The 15,536-nt window shown below is 65.5% G+C and carries 14 protein-coding genes and 1 tRNA gene; 12 read left to right on the top strand and 3 right to left on the bottom strand.

The annotated features are described in order from the left end of the window. The first annotated feature begins 27 nt into the window (after positions 1 to 27). From FRC98_RS01885 to FRC98_RS01910, 6 genes are all read left to right on the top strand, one after another. Entirely contained in the window at positions 28 to 696 is a 669-nt protein-coding gene (locus tag FRC98_RS01885; protein WP_146979608.1) for a hypothetical protein, read from the top strand. 73 nt (positions 697 to 769) lie between these two features. Further along, positions 770 to 843, top strand: a tRNA-Arg gene (locus FRC98_RS01890). A gap of 339 nt (positions 844 to 1,182) precedes the next feature. Beyond that, positions 1,183 to 1,956, top strand: a complete 774-nt coding sequence (locus FRC98_RS01895) for an HmuY family protein (protein ID WP_230467175.1) — start codon at positions 1,183 to 1,185, stop codon at positions 1,954 to 1,956. Next, on the top strand, positions 1,956 to 3,359 hold the full coding sequence (locus FRC98_RS01900) for an MXAN_6640 family putative metalloprotease (RefSeq protein WP_146979610.1): 1,404 nt from the start codon (positions 1,956 to 1,958) through the stop codon (positions 3,357 to 3,359). Before FRC98_RS01895 ends, FRC98_RS01900 begins: the two co-directional genes overlap by 1 nt. A gap of 8 nt (positions 3,360 to 3,367) precedes the next feature. Continuing rightward, positions 3,368 to 3,859: a hypothetical protein gene (locus tag FRC98_RS01905; protein WP_230467176.1), complete on the top strand. Its 492-nt coding sequence runs from the start codon at positions 3,368 to 3,370 to the stop codon at positions 3,857 to 3,859. A 138-nt stretch (positions 3,860 to 3,997) separates the two neighbouring features. Further along, positions 3,998 to 4,489: a response regulator gene (locus FRC98_RS01910; RefSeq protein WP_146979612.1), complete on the top strand. Its 492-nt coding sequence runs from the start codon at positions 3,998 to 4,000 to the stop codon at positions 4,487 to 4,489. A 22-nt stretch (positions 4,490 to 4,511) separates the two neighbouring features. Here FRC98_RS01910 and FRC98_RS01915 read toward each other — a convergent pair whose 3' ends face one another. Both FRC98_RS01915 and FRC98_RS01920 read right to left on the bottom strand, forming a co-directional pair. Further along, a complete protein-coding gene (locus tag FRC98_RS01915) occupies positions 4,512 to 5,186 on the bottom strand; it encodes an HAD family hydrolase (RefSeq protein WP_146979613.1) in 675 nt (224 codons plus the stop codon). Positions 5,187 to 5,208: 22 nt separating this feature from the next. Continuing rightward, complete coding sequence (locus tag FRC98_RS01920; protein WP_146979614.1) at positions 5,209 to 5,955, bottom strand: SRPBCC family protein; 747 nt, start codon at positions 5,953 to 5,955, stop codon at positions 5,209 to 5,211. 238 nt (positions 5,956 to 6,193) lie between these two features. Here FRC98_RS01920 and FRC98_RS01925 point away from each other — a divergent pair, with 238 nt between their 5' ends. From FRC98_RS01925 to gmk, 6 genes are all read left to right on the top strand, one after another. Next, positions 6,194 to 7,351 carry a cysteine desulfurase family protein gene (locus FRC98_RS01925; RefSeq protein ID WP_146979615.1) on the top strand — a complete coding sequence of 386 codons (1,158 nt, stop codon included), beginning with the start codon at positions 6,194 to 6,196 and terminating at the stop codon, positions 7,349 to 7,351. 171 nt (positions 7,352 to 7,522) lie between these two features. Beyond that, positions 7,523 to 8,614 (top strand): tRNA 2-thiouridine(34) synthase MnmA, encoded by a 1,092-nt coding sequence (mnmA, locus tag FRC98_RS01930; RefSeq protein WP_347342146.1) that lies wholly within the window; start codon positions 7,523 to 7,525, stop codon positions 8,612 to 8,614. Positions 8,615 to 8,616: 2 nt separating this feature from the next. Further along, positions 8,617 to 9,444, top strand: coding sequence for a ribonuclease III (rnc, locus tag FRC98_RS01935; RefSeq protein WP_146979616.1), 828 nt, complete (start codon positions 8,617 to 8,619; stop codon positions 9,442 to 9,444). A 102-nt stretch (positions 9,445 to 9,546) separates the two neighbouring features. After that, positions 9,547 to 9,780 (top strand): Sec-independent protein translocase subunit TatA/TatB, encoded by a 234-nt coding sequence (locus FRC98_RS01940; protein ID WP_146979617.1) that lies wholly within the window; start codon positions 9,547 to 9,549, stop codon positions 9,778 to 9,780. A 23-nt stretch (positions 9,781 to 9,803) separates the two neighbouring features. Continuing rightward, positions 9,804 to 10,694 (top strand): YicC/YloC family endoribonuclease, encoded by an 891-nt coding sequence (locus tag FRC98_RS01945; protein ID WP_230467178.1) that lies wholly within the window; start codon positions 9,804 to 9,806, stop codon positions 10,692 to 10,694. A 54-nt stretch (positions 10,695 to 10,748) separates the two neighbouring features. Further along, positions 10,749 to 11,360, top strand: a complete 612-nt coding sequence (gmk, locus tag FRC98_RS01950; RefSeq protein WP_146979619.1) for a guanylate kinase — start codon at positions 10,749 to 10,751, stop codon at positions 11,358 to 11,360. A 98-nt stretch (positions 11,361 to 11,458) separates the two neighbouring features. On the opposite strand, the gene FRC98_RS01955 is transcribed toward gmk, so the two are convergent. Continuing rightward, the gene (locus FRC98_RS01955) at positions 11,459 to 15,511 is read right to left on the bottom strand and encodes a serine/threonine-protein kinase (RefSeq protein ID WP_146979620.1); all 4,053 of its coding nucleotides are present in this window, start codon (positions 15,509 to 15,511) and stop codon (positions 11,459 to 11,461) included. Positions 15,512 to 15,536 lie beyond the last annotated feature (25 nt).

Raw genomic sequence — 15,536 nt, forward strand, 5'->3', positions numbered from 1 at the left:
TCCAACCGCCTCGCCGAGGAGATATGAATGAACGCGATGCTCCATCCACCCAACACATCATCTTCGGGGACCTTGCCTGCTGTACCGGCGGTTCTCGTCGCGCTGGCGGCGCTTGCGACATTGCTGGCACCGATGTCGGCCCACGCGTTGAGCTGCGTGCCGCAGCCGGAGTACCTCGAGCTCGACGCGCAGATCGAGCAGGTGTGGAAAGACGAGCGCTTTGATTGTCTGGTGGTTCAGCCCGAAGTTCGACCCGAAAAGTACAGGGGGAGCGTGGAGGTGTTCGTCGACTTCGCCAACGCCTGCGGTGAGGATGTCTGGGTTCTCCTGGGCGACGAACGCGCCCCCGGAGAGCGCGTCGCCGACGGCGAGCTCCTCACGCTGAGCGCGGAGGTCGACCAGCTCTATGGCGAGTCCGAAGGGGAGGGGGAGCTTCCACTCAGCGTGCTCTTTGGCGAGGGCCAGGTCGTGGAGGAGGTGTGGGCTGATGAATACGAAGGGTTGGCCTTGATTCAGTACTCGTACTCCGGAGTCCCCAACGACCACGACGGGAGCTGCGGGGACGACAGGCCTTTTTATGGATGCGCAGCCTACGGGGGAGGCGGGGAGGGGCAGGGGCCCGCGGGGCTGATGTGGGTGGTGTTGGGGGTGGGGGTTGTGTGGGTGGGGCGGCGCGTGGGAGTGAGGAGAGGGTGAGGGGCACAAAGCAGCTTGATCTGCGCGCCAAGGGGTGCGAAAAAAAGCGTCGCGGCCAGCAATGGCGCGCCCAGACCCCGTAGCTCAGTTGGATAGAGCGACGGATTCCTAATCCGTAGGTCACAGGTTCAATTCCTGTCGGGGTCATTTGTGTAAGGTGTTGAAAGTGTTTGGGAAATTGCCTCTCCGGGTTGGGTTTGGAGGGGCTTTTTTGTCGTTTTTAACATCGCATTCAAGTGTTTGGGGGAGGTGTCAGTGTGGACGCTTCGCCTGACTGTAGAGTGGGAGAGGGGGGCTTGTTTGAGCGTTCTTCGCGCGATGGCGATGGGGCCTTTCGCGGGCAGTTGAAGCGTTTGATGAACACCACCGATTGCCCATCGCCCCCCCTTTCCGCTATGACGCCTTGAAGGTTCAGGAATGTCGCCTTGTGGGCGACTTGACGATGCGCGGTGCGCCGAGGCGTGCTGCACGAGGGCAGGAGCAGCGATGAAGTTGAAGTATGCGTGGATGTGTGCGGTGCTGGGCGCGGGGCTGATGGTGGGGTGCGGGGAGAGCAGCGAGCAGGAAGAGCCGACGGTGATCGAGGCAGACGCCGGCGATGAAGACGTTGAGCAGATTGGCGAGGTCGATGATCGCGACGCGCTGGCGGAGCTCCCCTGTGGGGAGGAGATGCTGGCGGACTGGCCGCTTCAGGAGGAGGTCTCGGATGCCTCGGTGGAGATCACCGAGGAGGGCGGCGTGTTTACGGCGACCCTCGACGCGAGCGCCGGGGGGACCCAGGGCGCAGCGAGCAACCCCTTCGTCTACCTCAACCTTACGACCGGTGAGAAAGCGGAGCTTAACGATGTGGAGGCCGCGCTCAGCGAGGGGTGGCATCTCGGGTTTAAGCGTTTCATCATTCGCAGCAACAGCGGCGATTCGGGCCCGGGTGGGGTCGTGGTGGCGAAGGTGAGCAACACGACCTTTGAGGATGTGGATTCGGTGCCCGGCGACCCGGAGGCCTACCGGACCGACGACACCTACGATGCGAGCTGCACCCCGGAGCTCGACCCGATCGGCACGCCGATGACGGCGTTCAACTACCTCAACCTGGACAACCCGTCGGGCTCGCAGTCCTGGTACAGCTACGGCGGCGGCATCTCGCCAGTGGCGGGCGACGTGTACGTGGTGCGCGATCCGGGGGCCGGGGTGGCCTACAAGCTGGAGATCACCGGGTGGTCCGACGGTGAGTTTGAGCTGCGCTGGGCGGAGTTGAACTGATGCAAGGACACGCGCAGCAGAGGATCGTGGCGGCAGCTCTGGCTGCGGCGGCGTTGGTGGTGGGTGTGAGTGAGGCGCAGGCGCTGCGCCCCACCGACCCCGGGCATCTGCAGAGTTACGGGGTGGAGGCTCGCTACCTGGACAGTGCGGGCGGGCATGTGCGGGTGTGGTACGCCACCGAGGGGGAGCACCGATCGCCGCGAGTCGCCGAAGATGGGGAAACCCCGGAGATCGCCGCGACCGTCGCCGAGGTGGGCGATGACGTCTTTGAGGCGATGGCGACCCACGGCTTTCGGATGCCTCTGGTCGACAGTGAGCTCTATCCGGCCAGCGCCGATGATGGTGGTGATGAGCGCTTTGATATTTACCTGCTCAACTTTGAGGCCGGCGACGGGCAGTTTGTGCCCGAATACTGCACACAGGAGTCGCCCGAGCGGTGTGCGGGTTATGCGATGCTCGACCACGCTTTTGTGCCGCTCTACTACCCCTCGCGGGAGCTTGCGGTGAAGATCGTGGTCAGCCACGAGATCTTTCACGCGGTGCAGTCGGCCTACCGCGCCGATTGGCCGGCGTGGGCCTCCGAGGGGAGCGCGAGCTGGTATGAGGAGCTCGTCTACCCGGATCAGGACGATTTTGAGCGGCTCACCGGCTACTACTTCGAGGACTCGGCGCGCAGCCTCAACGACCGGGCGCGCGGCCCCTCCGATGGGTTTGCGTACGGGGCGGGGATCTTTTTCTACTTTCTCGATGTGGTCTTCGGGCCGGAGATGATCGTGGCGGTGGCGGAGCGTTTTGCGACCACGGAGACGATCGAGGAGGCGCTTCAGGCCGAGCTTTTGGAGAACTTCAGTGAGGCCGACGACGCGCTGGAGCTTTTTGCGATCTACAACCTCTTTACTGGCGAGCTGGCCGGGGAGGGGGAGGGCTACCCGCAGGCAGAGCGTTTTGACGGGGTGGAGGTCGTGGATCTTCCGGGCGATGGCGCGTTTAACTGGGAGCAGAATGTCGACGCGTTCAGCGCGCGTTTTGCGCGCTGGGAGGTGACTGTGCCGATGACGCTTACGCCGGTGGAGGCGGAGGGGTGGCCGGCGGCGAGGCTCGCGCTGATCCGGGGCGGTCAGCAGGAGAGTGATGGCTATGAGAGCCTGGAGGTCGGCGACACGGTGGAGGTCGGGCCGGAGGATTCGCCGGTGTACCTGGTGGCCAGCCAGGGGCTGGAGGAAGACGCGGTGATCAGCGCTCAGGGGCGAGTGTTGCGCGAGGATCCGCAGGTGCCCTCGAATGATGGGCGTGATGAGGAAGGGGGCGGTTGTTCGCAGGCCGGCTCCGGGAGCACGTCGGGCGTGGTCTGGGCGCTTCTGGGACTATGTTTGATGGGGCGGCGCGTGCGTCGCAAGCGATGATGGAGGGGGTGAGCGCGGCGGTCGAGCGTCTGGCCGAGGCGCTCGGCCTGGGGCTTGTGGAGACCACATTGGGGGTGGTGGCGGTGCTGGGGTTTGTAGTGGCCCTTGTGTGGGGGCGTCTGCGCAGGCGTTGGCGCAGCGCGCGGGCACGTCGCCAGGGGAGGTACGCGCGTCGAGCCGAGGTGCGGGCCGGCCGGTGGCTGCAGAAGGAAGGCTTTGAGCTCATTGAGGAGCAGGCCTGGCGCGACTGGGTGGTGCGCGTCAACGACGACGAGGAAGTTGTGCGATTGTCGGCCGACTGGCTTGTCGAGCGCGCCGGCAAGCGCTATGTGGTGGAGGTTAAGACTGGCAAACGCGCTCCATCGGTCCGCAACTCCGCCACGCGGCGGCAGATGCTGGAGTATCTCTGCGCCTATGAGGTCGACGGGGTGATCCTGATGGACATGGAGTCGGGGGAGCTTGTGGAGGTGGAGTTTCCGGTCCGCGTGGTGCGGGAGTAGGTTGTGTAAGTGATTGAAGGATAACGAAGTTTCACACGGAAGAATGGAAGATGCGTGCCCGGGGTGCTGTTGAAGCCTGATGTGTCGGGGAGCGTCAAAGGGGATGGTCAGGTGAATCAGGTCCATGAGGGCAGAGCGATGACGACAGGGCAGATGCAGGCAGTGGGGAGGCAGGAGCAGGAGGCGTCGCAGCGAGCCCATAGCGGGTTGGCGGGGCGTTGCGTGCTGCTGGTTGAGGATGATGAGGCGGTGCGCGAGCTGATCGCGATCTTGCTCAAAGACCTCGGGGTGGAGGTGGTGGAGCTGGGCGATGGTATCGAAGCGCTCAACTATGTGGCCGCCTCGGAGGTGTATCGGCGCTCGGTGCGTCGCCCGGACCTGATCGTGGCGGACATCAACATGCCCAACTTCAGCGGGCTCGATCTTATGATGGGGCTGCGCGAGAGCCGGGTGCGCCCGCCGGTGGTGCTGGTCACCGCCGTCAACGACGAAGACATCCAGGCCGAGGCTCGCCGGCTGGGCGCGGTGAGCATCGTGCAGAAACCCTTTGAGGTCGACGATCTGCTCGGTGAGGTCGCCGGCGCGCTTCTGCGCGCAGAGCAGGTCGACGAAGATCTTGTCGAGAGTTGAGCTGTGAGCTCAGCGGCGGGGGTTAGCGGGTCCAGTCTTCGATGGTCCAGCCGCGGCGCTGCGCCTCGCGCCGAAGGCGCGGGTCGGGGTTGACCACCCGGGGGTGCCCGACCTCCAGGAGCATGGGCAGGTCGGAGTATGAGTCGGTGTAAAAGTAGGAGGCCTTGAGATCGACGCCGGCCTGCTCGGCCCATTTCGTGGCCCAGAAGACTTTGCCTGGGCCGTAGCAGATGGGGCGCTCAAAGGTGCCCCGCAGCGCCCCGTCGGCGTCGATGGGAAACTGGTTGGAGAGCCAGGCGTCGAGCTGCCAGTGGTCCGCGGCAAGTTTGGACATAAAGGGGCTGCTGGCGGTGAGCAGCACCAGGGGGTGGGCCTCAGCGCGGTGACGCTCAAGCGCGGCCTCGGCGCCGGGCTGCACCGTTTTGAGCACATGATCTTCGAAAAATTGGCGGGTGCGCTCGCGCAGTGATTCGGCGGGCTGGCCGCGGTAGTGGCGTACGGCCTCGGCGAAGGCCCGCTCCATATCGACCAGCGAGAGGTGGTAGAGCCCCATCCACGCCGACGCCTTCAAGAATTGCAGCGCCGAGATACGCCCCGCCCGCCGCTCATGGCGCGCGTAGACAAACGCGCTGTTGATGGCGATGAGGGTGCGATCGAGGTCGAAGAAGGCGGCGGGACGCCCGGTGGGTTGGGTCATGAGGATGAACCGGTTCAGAGTCTCAGTGCAGGGTGGAAGAGGCTGCTTCCACCCGGTCGGGGATGCCAGCTTCGAGGACTTCGCGAATCCTGGCAAGTTCGCCGGCGGGTGAGAGTGGCCCCATACGGCCGAGCAGCTCGACCAGGCGCGCGCCGGGTTTTCCGCCCGGGGCGAGTACGCGCAGGTGAAGGTCCACCTCGGTGGCTGCGCCTCCTTCGACGGGCGCAAAGCTCACCCAGCCTTCGTGAAAGAGGTCGGAGGGCTCCACCGCGCGCCATACCAGGAGACGCTCGGGCTGATCGTCAATGATCTCAACCTCACTCTTCACCACCACCTCGCCGGGGCCTTTAAAGCTCCAGATGGAGCGCTCGTCGTCGATGCGGTCGATGTCGTGGATGCGCGGCAGGTAGATGGCCAGGTTTTCGACCTCTCGCCAGAAGGCGTAGACTTCGGCCGGAGCGCGGTTGATGGTGATGGCGCGGTGGATCGGCGCCATCTCGCGGGCAGCGGTGTGCAGCAGGCGGCGATGCCAGCCTTTTTCAAAGAGCTGCTCATCGCGGGCCGCCCGGTAGGCCACGCCGACGCCGATGCCGGTTAAGAAGTAGCCAAAAAATCCGCGGCGCTTGAGCCCGTAAGCGCTCAGCAGCGCGCCGGCGATGAGCGGCAGGGGGTTGATGGCCTCCAGGCCGGCGCCGCTGCGCGCGCCCGGCTCGCGGCTCAGGGCGTTGAGCGCCATCACGGTGTCGGAGCGTTGGTCGCGGGAGCTCATAGACGAACCTCGGAAAGGGGAATAGAAGCCGTGCGCTCAGGTTGTGAGCCGTAGGCCGGCGCTCACGCCAGGCGGCGGCCTGAGATAATGTGTTGTTTTAAAGCCTAAGCACCGGGATCGGGAGGCGCCAGCGCCCAGCGCTTGACCCTGCCCCGGCCACCGACTACTAGCAGGGCGGCGTCGGGCAGGCCCTGACGCGCGTGAACGATCTGTGATTTTGAGTCCCCGGAGACCTTCGATGAGCCAGCGAATCTACCTCGATTGGAATGCCACCGCGCCCGTACTTCCCGAAGTGCGCGAGGCGATGGTGGAGGCGCTCGGTGCGGTGCACGGCAACGCCTCAAGCATTCACCGTGAGGGGCAGGCCGCGCGCGCGGTCGTCGAGCGGGCCCGTCGCGCCGTCGCGCGCGCGGTTGGAGCGCCGGCGCAGGCTGTGGTGCTCACCGCCGGCGCTACCGAGAGCAACAATCAGGTCCTGCGTCAGCACGCCCGCCAGACACCCGATCCTTTTATTGTCTGCACCGCCGTGGAGCATCCCTCGGTGCTGGAGACGGTGCGCGCGCTCGAAAAAGAAGGCGTGCGCGTGGCGCTGTGGCCCGTCGATACGAAGGGGCGACTTCAAGAGGGCTGGCTCGAGGAGCAACTCAACGCCGGCGCCACGCTGGTGAGCGTGATGTGGGCGAACAACGAGATCGGTAACATCTACGACGTGGCTGCCATTGGCGAAAAGGTGCAGGCCGCCGGCGCCACGTTCCACGTCGATGGCACCCAGGCGCTCGGGCGCATCCCGGTGGATTTTTCGTCGAGCCATATCGACTACATGACCCTCTCCTTTCATAAGATGGGCGGGCCCAAGGGCATCGGCGCCATCGTGACGCGTGAGGGGCTCAAGGTGGAGGCGCTGCTCACCGGCGGGCATCAGGAGCGGGGCCGCCGCCCGGGCACCGAGAACGTGCCGGCGGCCGCGGGTCTTGAGGCCGCCGCGCGCGCGCTGAGCACGCAGCTCGACGCCTGGCGCGAGGCCCTTGGCGAGCGCCGCCGCATCTTCATCGACGCGCTGGCATCTCAGATCGAGAATATGGAGCTGCGGGGAGATACCGAACATCAGCTGCTCAACACCCTCAACGTGGCGTTTGACGGGGTCGACGGGGAAGATCTGCTCCTTGCCATCGATCTGGAAGGAATCAGCGCGTCGAGTGGTTCCGCCTGCACGGCGGGCTCGCTTGAGCCCAGCCACGTGGTGCTGGCGATGGGTTTTGATGAGCCCTCCGCGCGGCGTTCGGTGCGCTTGAGCTTCGGGCCGCACACCCCGACCGACGATCTGGAGCGCGCCGCGAGCATCATCGCGGCGGTGGTGGCGAGGCTTCGCGCCATGGGTGCCAACCCGTCAGTTTAACTTTGCTTTTGCACTTTTTTAGCGCAGCGGTTAGCTGTGTCGCCGCGTCAGGTCGTTGAAGACCTGCGGTGGTGAAGAAAGTTCCAGGACAAGACGATGTCGCAGACGATCACAGACATGCAGAGCTGCTCGGTGGATCAGCGCCCCCCGAGCCTTGAAGACGCCGATGACATCGCCAGCGCGGTTCAGGACCGCGTGGTGGTGGCGATGAGCGGTGGGGTCGACAGCTCGGTGACCGCCGGCATTCTCGCTGGCGAGGGCTACGACGCGGTGGGCATCGCGATGCGCCTCTACTCCACGCCGCAGGAGTCCTACACCAAGAGCTGCTGCTCGCCAGACGATCTTTTCGATGCGCGCACGGTGGCCGACTCGCTGTCGATCCCCTTTTACGTGGCCAACTACGAAGATGCGTTTCGCGAGCGGGTGATCGAGTACTTTGTCTCGGAGTACCGCCGCGGCCGCACGCCCAACCCCTGCGTGGCGTGCAACGACCACCTGAAGTTCGACATCCTGCTGCAGCGATCGCTGGCGCTCGGGGCGAGCTACCTGGCGACGGGGCATTTCGCGCGGATCGATCGGAGCGGGGATGTGCCGAAGTTGTTGCGCGGGGTCGATCGTAACAAAGATCAGTCCTACTTCCTCTTCGGGCTTCCGCGCGAAGCGCTCGGGCGCATCCTCTTCCCGCTGGGCGGCATGACCAAAGATGAGGTCCGCGACATCGCCCGCACCATGGGGCTGGAGACGGCCGAGAAGGCCGAGAGCCAGGAGATCTGCTTTGTGGGCGGGGGCGACTACAAGGCTTTTGTGGCCAAACTGCTCTCCGAGCAGGAGCGCACCCCGGGTCGCATTGTGACGACGTCTGGCGAGGTGCTCGGTGAGCATGACGGCATCCATAACTTCACCGTGGGGCAGCGTCGCGGGCTGGGGCTGAGCTACCACGAGCCGCTTTATGTGAAGGCGATTCGCCCCGAAGACGGCACGGTGGTGGTCGGTGGTCGCGATGAGCTGGCCGCCCGCGGGCTTGTGGCCGAGCGCTGCAACTGGCTCTCCTTTGATCGCCCCAACGGGCCGATTGAATGCCAGGTGAAGATCCGCTACGCCGGTGAGCCGGTGCCCTGCCTTTTGACGGTGGGCGCCGACCCGACCACGGCATTTGTGGAATTTGAAGAAACGCAGCGCGCGGTCACACCCGGGCAGGCGGCGGTCTTCTACCAGGGCGAAGAGGTCCTGGGTGGGGGCTGGATCGAAGAGCCCCGGAGCTAAAGATGGGCGCGATGAAGCACAAACGCGACGAGCTTCAATACGAGCACCGCGAGGACCTCGAGACGCTAGAGGAGGCGCTGGGCTACAGCTTTGAGCGGCGCGAGCTTCTGGAGCGCGCGCTCACGCACCGCTCCTACGTCAATGAGACCGCTGGAGTTCAGGGCGATAATCAGCGCCTGGAGTTTCTGGGGGATGCGGTGCTCGGCCTTGTGATCGCGCATCTTCTTTTTGAAGACGATCGCCAGGCGGCCGAGGGCGCGCTTTCCAGCCGCCAATCCGATCTGGTGTGTGAGGCGGCGCTGGTGCAGCGCGCCGATGCGCTCTCCCTTGGTGAGCATCTTCGTCTGGGCCGCGGTGAAGTCCTCACCGGCGGTCGCAAGAAACCGGGACTTCTGGCCGATGCCTACGAAGCGATCCTGGCGGCGGTTTACCTCGATGGTGGGTTTGATGCGGCGCGCGACGTGATCGCGCGTCAGCACGGACGGCTTATCACCGTGGGCGTCCTTACCCAGCCGCTTGCGACGATGGTCGGGGAGGGCGCTCAGAAATCTCCCACCGACTTCAAGAGTTACTTGCAGCGAGAGGTGCAACGCCAGTGCGAGGAACACCCGCGCTACCTCATCGTGGCCGAGGATGGCCCCGACCACGCCCGCACTTTTGTGGCCGAGGTTCACGTGGATCACATCGCGCTGGGGCGTGGCCAGGGCCAGTCCAAGAAACAGGCCCAGCAGGAGGCCGCGCGCCAGGCCATCGATCGTCTGGAAGCCGCCGGCGGTGATTTGTCGCAGCTCAAGCTCGCTGCGTTGCCCCCGGAAGGCAGCGCAGGGTAAAACGCCGGGGTAAGGGCGCGGCTGAGCGCCTCGCCATCTTCACCTTCTACAGCTCGCCAGGAGCTACCTGGCAGTGGTCAACGTCACCACAGTGAGGACCCTATGTTTGGTCTCGGAACCACCGAACTTCTTATCATCGCCTTTATCCTCGTGCTGATCTTCGGCCTGGGCAAACTTCCCCACGCCGCCAAGCAGCTGGGCCTGGGCGTAAAGAACTTCCAGGACTCGGTGCGCGGCAAAGACGAGGAGCAGGCATCGATTGAAGATAAGTCGGCCGAGCGCGCCACCCGCGACGCCGCGGTGACCAGCGATGAGCGCGTCGACACCAAAGCCTGAGCCGAGGACGACCGATGCCGGTCATGAGCATGACGGGGTTTGGGGCGGCGCAGCTTGAGCTTCACGGGCGCAGCGTGCGTGTGGAGTGCAAGAGCGTGAACCACCGCACGCTTGAGGTGCGCGTGCACGCCGCCCGTGAGCTGCGCTGGCTGGAGCCCCACGTGCTGCGCGCGGCCCGCGCGCGCCTGGGCCGCGGGCGCGTCGATGTGCGCCTGGAGCTCGGCGCGGCTGTGGAGCGTCAGGGCGGCTTTGACGCCATCGACGCCGCGCGTTTTGACGAGGTCGCCGGCAGGCTGCGCGAGCTCAGTGAGGCCAGCCTGGGCTCCGGCACCGTGACGCTCTCCGATGTGCTGGCCTATCGAAGCCATTTTGAGCGCGACGACGCCGAGCGTTTTGATGAGAGCGCGCTCGACGCGCTGCTCCCTGCGGTGGAGCAGGCCCTGGATCGACTTCAGGCTGCGCGCCGCAGCGAGGGGGCGGGCATTGATGATGACCTGCGCGGCCATCTTCGTGACCTGGGCGCCCGCATTGAGCAGGTTGACGCCCTCGATGAGGACGAGCGCCCTGCCTACCGAAGCCGCATTGAGACCCGACTTCGCCAGGCCGTCAGCGACTTTGGTGTGGGCCAGCTCGATGAGGAGCGGCTCGCCCAGGAGCTGGCCTATGTGGCCGAGCGCGGCGACATCTCCGAGGAGCTGCAGCGTGCGCGCTCGCATGTGGAGCGTCTCGGGCAGGTGCTCGATGAGGCTGGCGAGGATGGCGTGGGCAAGAAAATCGACTTCTACCTCCAGGAGCTCATCCGCGAGGTCAACACCATGGGCTCCAAGGGCCACCTGGCCGCGCAGAGCGACCTTGTGGTGGAGATGAAGAGCATCATCGAGAAGATGCGCGAGCAGAGCGCCAACGTGGCGTAAGCCGCCGCTGTGGCACCCGACGTTTTACGATTCACGTAGTAGAAGGACTCAAAGATGGCCGAGCAGGGCGTGTTGCTGATCGTATGTGGACCTTCCGGCGTGGGAAAGACCAGCCTGTGCCGGGCGCTGCTGGAGGCGCGTCCGCGGCTTACGCCCAGCGTCAGCTACACCACCCGCGCGCGCCGCGGCCAGGAGGTCGACGGTCAGGCCTACCACTTTGTGGATGTGCCCACCTTTGAAGCCATGATCGAGCGCGAGGAGTTTGCCGAGTGGGCCAAGGTACACGGCAACTACTACGGCACCTCATCGAAGGTGATTGAGGCGGCCTGGGCCCAGGGGCGAGATGTGCTCTTTGATATTGATTACCAGGGGGCGCGCCAGCTGAAGGAGCGCTACCCGCACGCCACCACCGTGCTGGTCGCGCCGCCGGATATGGCGACCCTGGAAGGACGACTTCGGGGCCGGGGCACCGACGCCGAAGAGGTGATCGAGCGACGCCTCAAGGCGGCGCGTCACGAGCTCAATCAGCATGAGCTTTTTGAGTTTTTGCTGGAAAACCGCGACTTCGACGCGGCGCTCGGGGCGCTCAGCGCCATCTACGATTCGGCGCGCCATGCCCGCGCGATGAAGGTGGACTGGCTCAATGCGCTGCTCAAAGAGAGCTGAGCAAACACGCGTTTATCTGCAAAAAAAGAGGCCGCCGGCGCATCAAGCGTCGGCGGCCTCATTGGTTTTCAGTACATCTCGTGGCGCGAGTCACGGACTCAGCTCAGCGCCTTGCGCAGCCGCTTGATATGCAGCGAGAGCTCGGCCAGCCCCTCGTACCACCCGATCTCTTCGGCCAGCGAGCGGGCGCTTCGGAAGTACTCCTTGGCCTGCTCCAACTCGCCGGCCTCCATGGCGGTGATACCGAGGTTGGTGAAGATGCGGCTCTGGTTGAGCAGGTCGCCGGTGGCGCGGGCAAACTGCGCGGCGTTCTCAAAGTACTGCTGGGCGCGTTTGACGTCGCGCACGCTCAAGCTGAGCGCGCCGAAGTTCGACATCACGCGCACCAGGCCACGGAAGTCCTCGATGGCGCGGGCCTGCTGGTAGGCGGTCTGCAAAAACTGCTGGGCACGCTGGTAGTCCTTCTGGCGGATGAAGAGGGTGCCCAGCTGGTTGTAGGCCGTCCAGAAGAGCTTGCGGTCGTCGGGGTCTTGCAGGTCGAGGTCGCCGACCTGCTCGACCTTCTGGGAGACCTGCATCAACAGGTTGGCGGCGTGGGGGAGCTGGTTCTCTTTTTCAAAAAGCTGCGCGAGCGCAAGCAGGGCTTTGATCTCGCGCTTGAGGTCGCCGGCTTCGACGGCCTCGTTGAGGAGCGTCTCCAGGCTGGATTTGCTCTCTTCGATGCCGCCGGCGTCCATGGCGATGAGGCCGCGCTCGTAGAGAAGATCGTGGCGCAGCGCCCCGTCGAGGGCGTCGAGGTCGGGCAGGGCGTCGATGACGCGCTGGGCGTCTTCCAGGCGGCCGGACTCGCGCATCGCCACGAGCTGGCGGGCCAGCGCGGTCAGTCGCGTCTCGTGGGTGGCCTCCACCTTGCCTTCGAGGAGCTCGACGGCTTCCTGGAAGTTGTCGATGGCGCCGGCGTAGTCGTAAAGCTCCAGCAGAAGCTCACCGGCGCGGGTCAGGTAGTAGGCGGCGCCCTCAAAGCCCTCGACGGCGCGGTAGTGGAAGGCCACCATCAGCGGGTACTCGATGGGGTCGACGGCGGCAAAGTCGGGGGCGCCCTCCAGAAACTCGATGATACGCGAGTGCAGCTGGGCGCGCGTAGACTTCGGCAGGCGCTCGTAGGCGACCCGGCGCAGCGCGCGGGGCTGGAAGGCCACGTGAATGCGCTCGAAGCCGTCGAAGCGGGCCTCCAGGAAGTTCAGGGCCACGAGGTCTTGCAGCGCGCCCTGCGGGTCCAGGTGGGCTGGCACGATCTGCATGAAGAAGTCTTCGCGGAAGCTCTCACCGACCACCGAGGCGATCGCGAGCACGTCGCGAAGTTGGTCGGGCAGCGCGTCAACGCGCGCGGCGAGCAGCTCCTGGAGGTTGAGCGGGACGCCGGCGTCGAGGAGTTCTTTTTCGCTGGCGAGCTTGCCGCCGCTCTTCTGCAAGACGGCGCGTACCAGCTCGTAGAGGAACATCGGGTTGCCGCTGGAGCGGGCGTGCACCTGGGCGACGATTTCCGGCGGCGGGGTGTAGCCCAGGACCTGCGCGACGAACTGGCGGGACTCATCTTCGGAGAAGCCGCCGATCTGCAGGATCTCGAAGTTGCCCGGGAGCCCGTGATCGAGCGCGGTCGACTCGATGCGGCGGGTGACCGCGATGAGAATGGGCTGCTTCTGGATGCCGGCCAGGAGGTTGTCGATAAAGTCGATGGTGAAGCGGTCTTCGACCATCACATCATCGATGGCCAGCAGCACCGGGCCCTTCTTCATCGCAAAGCGCAAAAGGCGGTAGAGCAGGGCGGCGGCGAAGTTCGAAAAGCCCTGCGCGTCGCTCCAGGGCACATCGGGGGTGTTGAGGGCGTCTTTTTGCTGGCCGAGAAAGACCTGCAACACCGGGGTAATATGCTTCTTATTGAGCCCGATGGCCTCGCAGGCCTTGGTGATGAGCACGGCCGGGTCTTTGTAGGTCTGGGCGATCTGCCGGATCCAGGAGCGCACCGGCTGCAGCGCAACCTGGGCTGCGCCCAGCTCGGCGTCTTTGACCACGAAGGTCTGCCAGCCAGACTCGCTCAGCGCGCTGGCGTAGCGGTTCAGCAGCAGGGTCTTGCCCGTGCCCAGGTCGCCCAGGATGGCTACGCCGCCGCCGGCGCCTTTGCCCGGCTCGGTGCCGCGGGCGGTGGTGGCGCGGCGCATCAGCTCATCGAAGTAGACCGGGCGCGGGACGTAGACGTCGATCTCGGCCAGGTCGCGGGGGGCCTGGGCTGCCGGGGCTTCGATCCCTAAGACCTCGGCGGCCTCTTCGCCGGCGACGGCGCGCAGGTTGGAGAAGCGCACCTGCTCGCGGGTGGCGTCGATGAGATCTTCGTCGGCGAAGATCTTGGCCTCGCGCACGCCGCGGGCGATCTCGATGGCGCGATCGATGGCCTCGCCATAGGCGTTTCCGCCTTTGCGGTCGCTGACAAAGACTTCCCCGTAAACCAGGCCGATGCCGATGTGGTCGGCGCCCTGCTCCAGCGAGCGGAACTTCTGCTGGAGGGCCACGGCGCATTCGACGGCGCGCACGTTGTCGCCCACGCGGGCTTTGCGGGCGCCGAAGAGCACGGTGTAGGTGCCGCCCAGGTTGGAGTCGATCTCGCCATCGAAGTGGCGCACGACCTCTTCGATGAGTTTTTTCTCCTGGCGGCTGCGTCTGGCGAGCTCTTCGGGGTCGATGCCGGACTTGCGGCGCGAGCGCTGCTGAATGGCGAGCACGGCGACCTTGCGGCGCTCGCCAGCCAGGCTTCCCTCCAGGGCGTCGGCGCTGAAGGTCTGGTCTAAGACCGAAGTGCCCGCGGCGATGCCGGTGGCCAGGCGTTGCGATTGCTCCAGGCCCATCGCGCCGAACCCGCCGGAGCGGGTGTAGAGGCTGCTCAGGCCGGTGCGGCTGGTCGATCCGCTGTCGGGGCCGGGGCCGGTGGCCGGGCGCATGTTGCCCGTGCCCCCGCGCATGTTGCCGGTGCCGCCGCGCACAAGGCCGCTGGCAGCCAGCGAGCCGCTGTAGTTGCCGCTGGCGCTGCCGGTGTCGCCGCTGTAGAGCCCGACGTTGCCGGTGTGGCCGCTCTCCAGCTCGTTGAGGGCGCGCTGCAGGGCGTCGCGCATCTCTTTGGCGGTCTGGTAACGCTTGCGGACGTTGCGCTCCATCGCCCGCATCGTGATGTGTTCGAGCACCGGCGGAATGGGCACGTCCGGGGCGATCTCGGAGGGGGGGCGAATCGGCGACTGCATCACCCGCCCGATGATCGTGACGGCGTCTTTGGCGTGAAAGATGCGCTTACGGGTGAGCATCTCGTAGAGGATGACCCCGACCGACCAGACATCGGCGCGACCGTCGAGGTCGTCTTTGCGCATGATCTGTTCGGGGCTCATGTAGTCGAAGGTGCCCACGATGTTGCCGGCCTGGGTGTAGGGGCCGGCCTCCATGGCGGGGCCTTTGACCTTGGCGATGCCGAAGTCGAGCACTTTGACGAAGTCGGGCTGGCCGGCGACCTTCTCGACCATGATGTTGGCGGGCTTGAGGTCGCAGTGCACGATCTCGGCGTTATGCGCCTGCTCCAGGGCGCTCAGGAGCTGAATGAGGATGCCGCAGATGCGCTTGGGATCGAGGGGAAACTCTTTTTTGATGACGTCTTTGAGCGTCAACCCGGGCAGGTGCTCCATGACCAGGTAGAGCGTGCCGTCATCTTCTTTTCCGTAGTCGACGATGGTGATGATGTTGGGGTGGCGCAGCATATTAATCGCGCGCACCTCCCGCATAAAATAGAACTCGCCGTCGGGGTTGTTTTCGGTGGGTTTGAGGACTTTGACGGCGACCTTGCGCTCCAGGGGGTACTGAATGGCGGAGTAGACGTTGCCCATGCCCCCTTCGCCGATCTTGGAGACGAGCTCGTAGGTGTCTTTGAGGCGCGTGCCGATGAGCGGGTCGACGGCGCGCTGGCGGGCGGGACGCGAGGGCGATGAGCCCACCGCGGAGACGCCGCTGGGAGAGGTCCCCGGGCGGTGCGACTGGGAGATGGAGGCCGGGTCATCGGGGGCGAGCGGTTCGACTTCGACGTCGAGCAGCTCGGGGATGTTTTTGTCGTCGCTCATAGGATCGCGCCATCTTCGCGGGGGT

The sequence above is a fragment of the Lujinxingia vulgaris genome (assembly GCF_007997015.1).
Classification (GTDB): domain Bacteria; phylum Myxococcota_A; class Bradymonadia; order Bradymonadales; family Bradymonadaceae; genus Lujinxingia; species Lujinxingia vulgaris.

Excerpts from the sequence above, each read along its gene's own strand:
- FRC98_RS01885 (WP_146979608.1), top strand. The coding sequence starts at position 28 with ATGAACGCGATGCTCCATCCACCCAACACATCATCTTCGGGGACCTTG.
- FRC98_RS01895 (WP_230467175.1), top strand. The coding sequence starts at position 1,183 with ATGAAGTTGAAGTATGCGTGGATGTGTGCGGTGCTGGGCGCGGGGCTG.
- FRC98_RS01900 (WP_146979610.1), top strand. The coding sequence starts at position 1,956 with ATGCAAGGACACGCGCAGCAGAGGATCGTGGCGGCAGCTCTGGCTGCG.
- FRC98_RS01910 (WP_146979612.1), top strand. The coding sequence starts at position 3,998 with ATGACGACAGGGCAGATGCAGGCAGTGGGGAGGCAGGAGCAGGAGGCG.
- FRC98_RS01915 (WP_146979613.1), bottom strand. The coding sequence starts at position 5,186 with ATGACCCAACCCACCGGGCGTCCCGCCGCCTTCTTCGACCTCGATCGC.
- FRC98_RS01920 (WP_146979614.1), bottom strand. The coding sequence starts at position 5,955 with ATGAGCTCCCGCGACCAACGCTCCGACACCGTGATGGCGCTCAACGCC.
- FRC98_RS01925 (WP_146979615.1), top strand. The coding sequence starts at position 6,194 with ATGAGCCAGCGAATCTACCTCGATTGGAATGCCACCGCGCCCGTACTT.
- rnc (WP_146979616.1), top strand. The coding sequence starts at position 8,617 with ATGGGCGCGATGAAGCACAAACGCGACGAGCTTCAATACGAGCACCGC.
- FRC98_RS01940 (WP_146979617.1), top strand. The coding sequence starts at position 9,547 with ATGTTTGGTCTCGGAACCACCGAACTTCTTATCATCGCCTTTATCCTC.
- FRC98_RS01945 (WP_230467178.1), top strand. The coding sequence starts at position 9,804 with ATGAGCATGACGGGGTTTGGGGCGGCGCAGCTTGAGCTTCACGGGCGC.
- gmk (WP_146979619.1), top strand. The coding sequence starts at position 10,749 with ATGGCCGAGCAGGGCGTGTTGCTGATCGTATGTGGACCTTCCGGCGTG.
- FRC98_RS01955 (WP_146979620.1), bottom strand. The coding sequence starts at position 15,511 with ATGAGCGACGACAAAAACATCCCCGAGCTGCTCGACGTCGAAGTCGAA.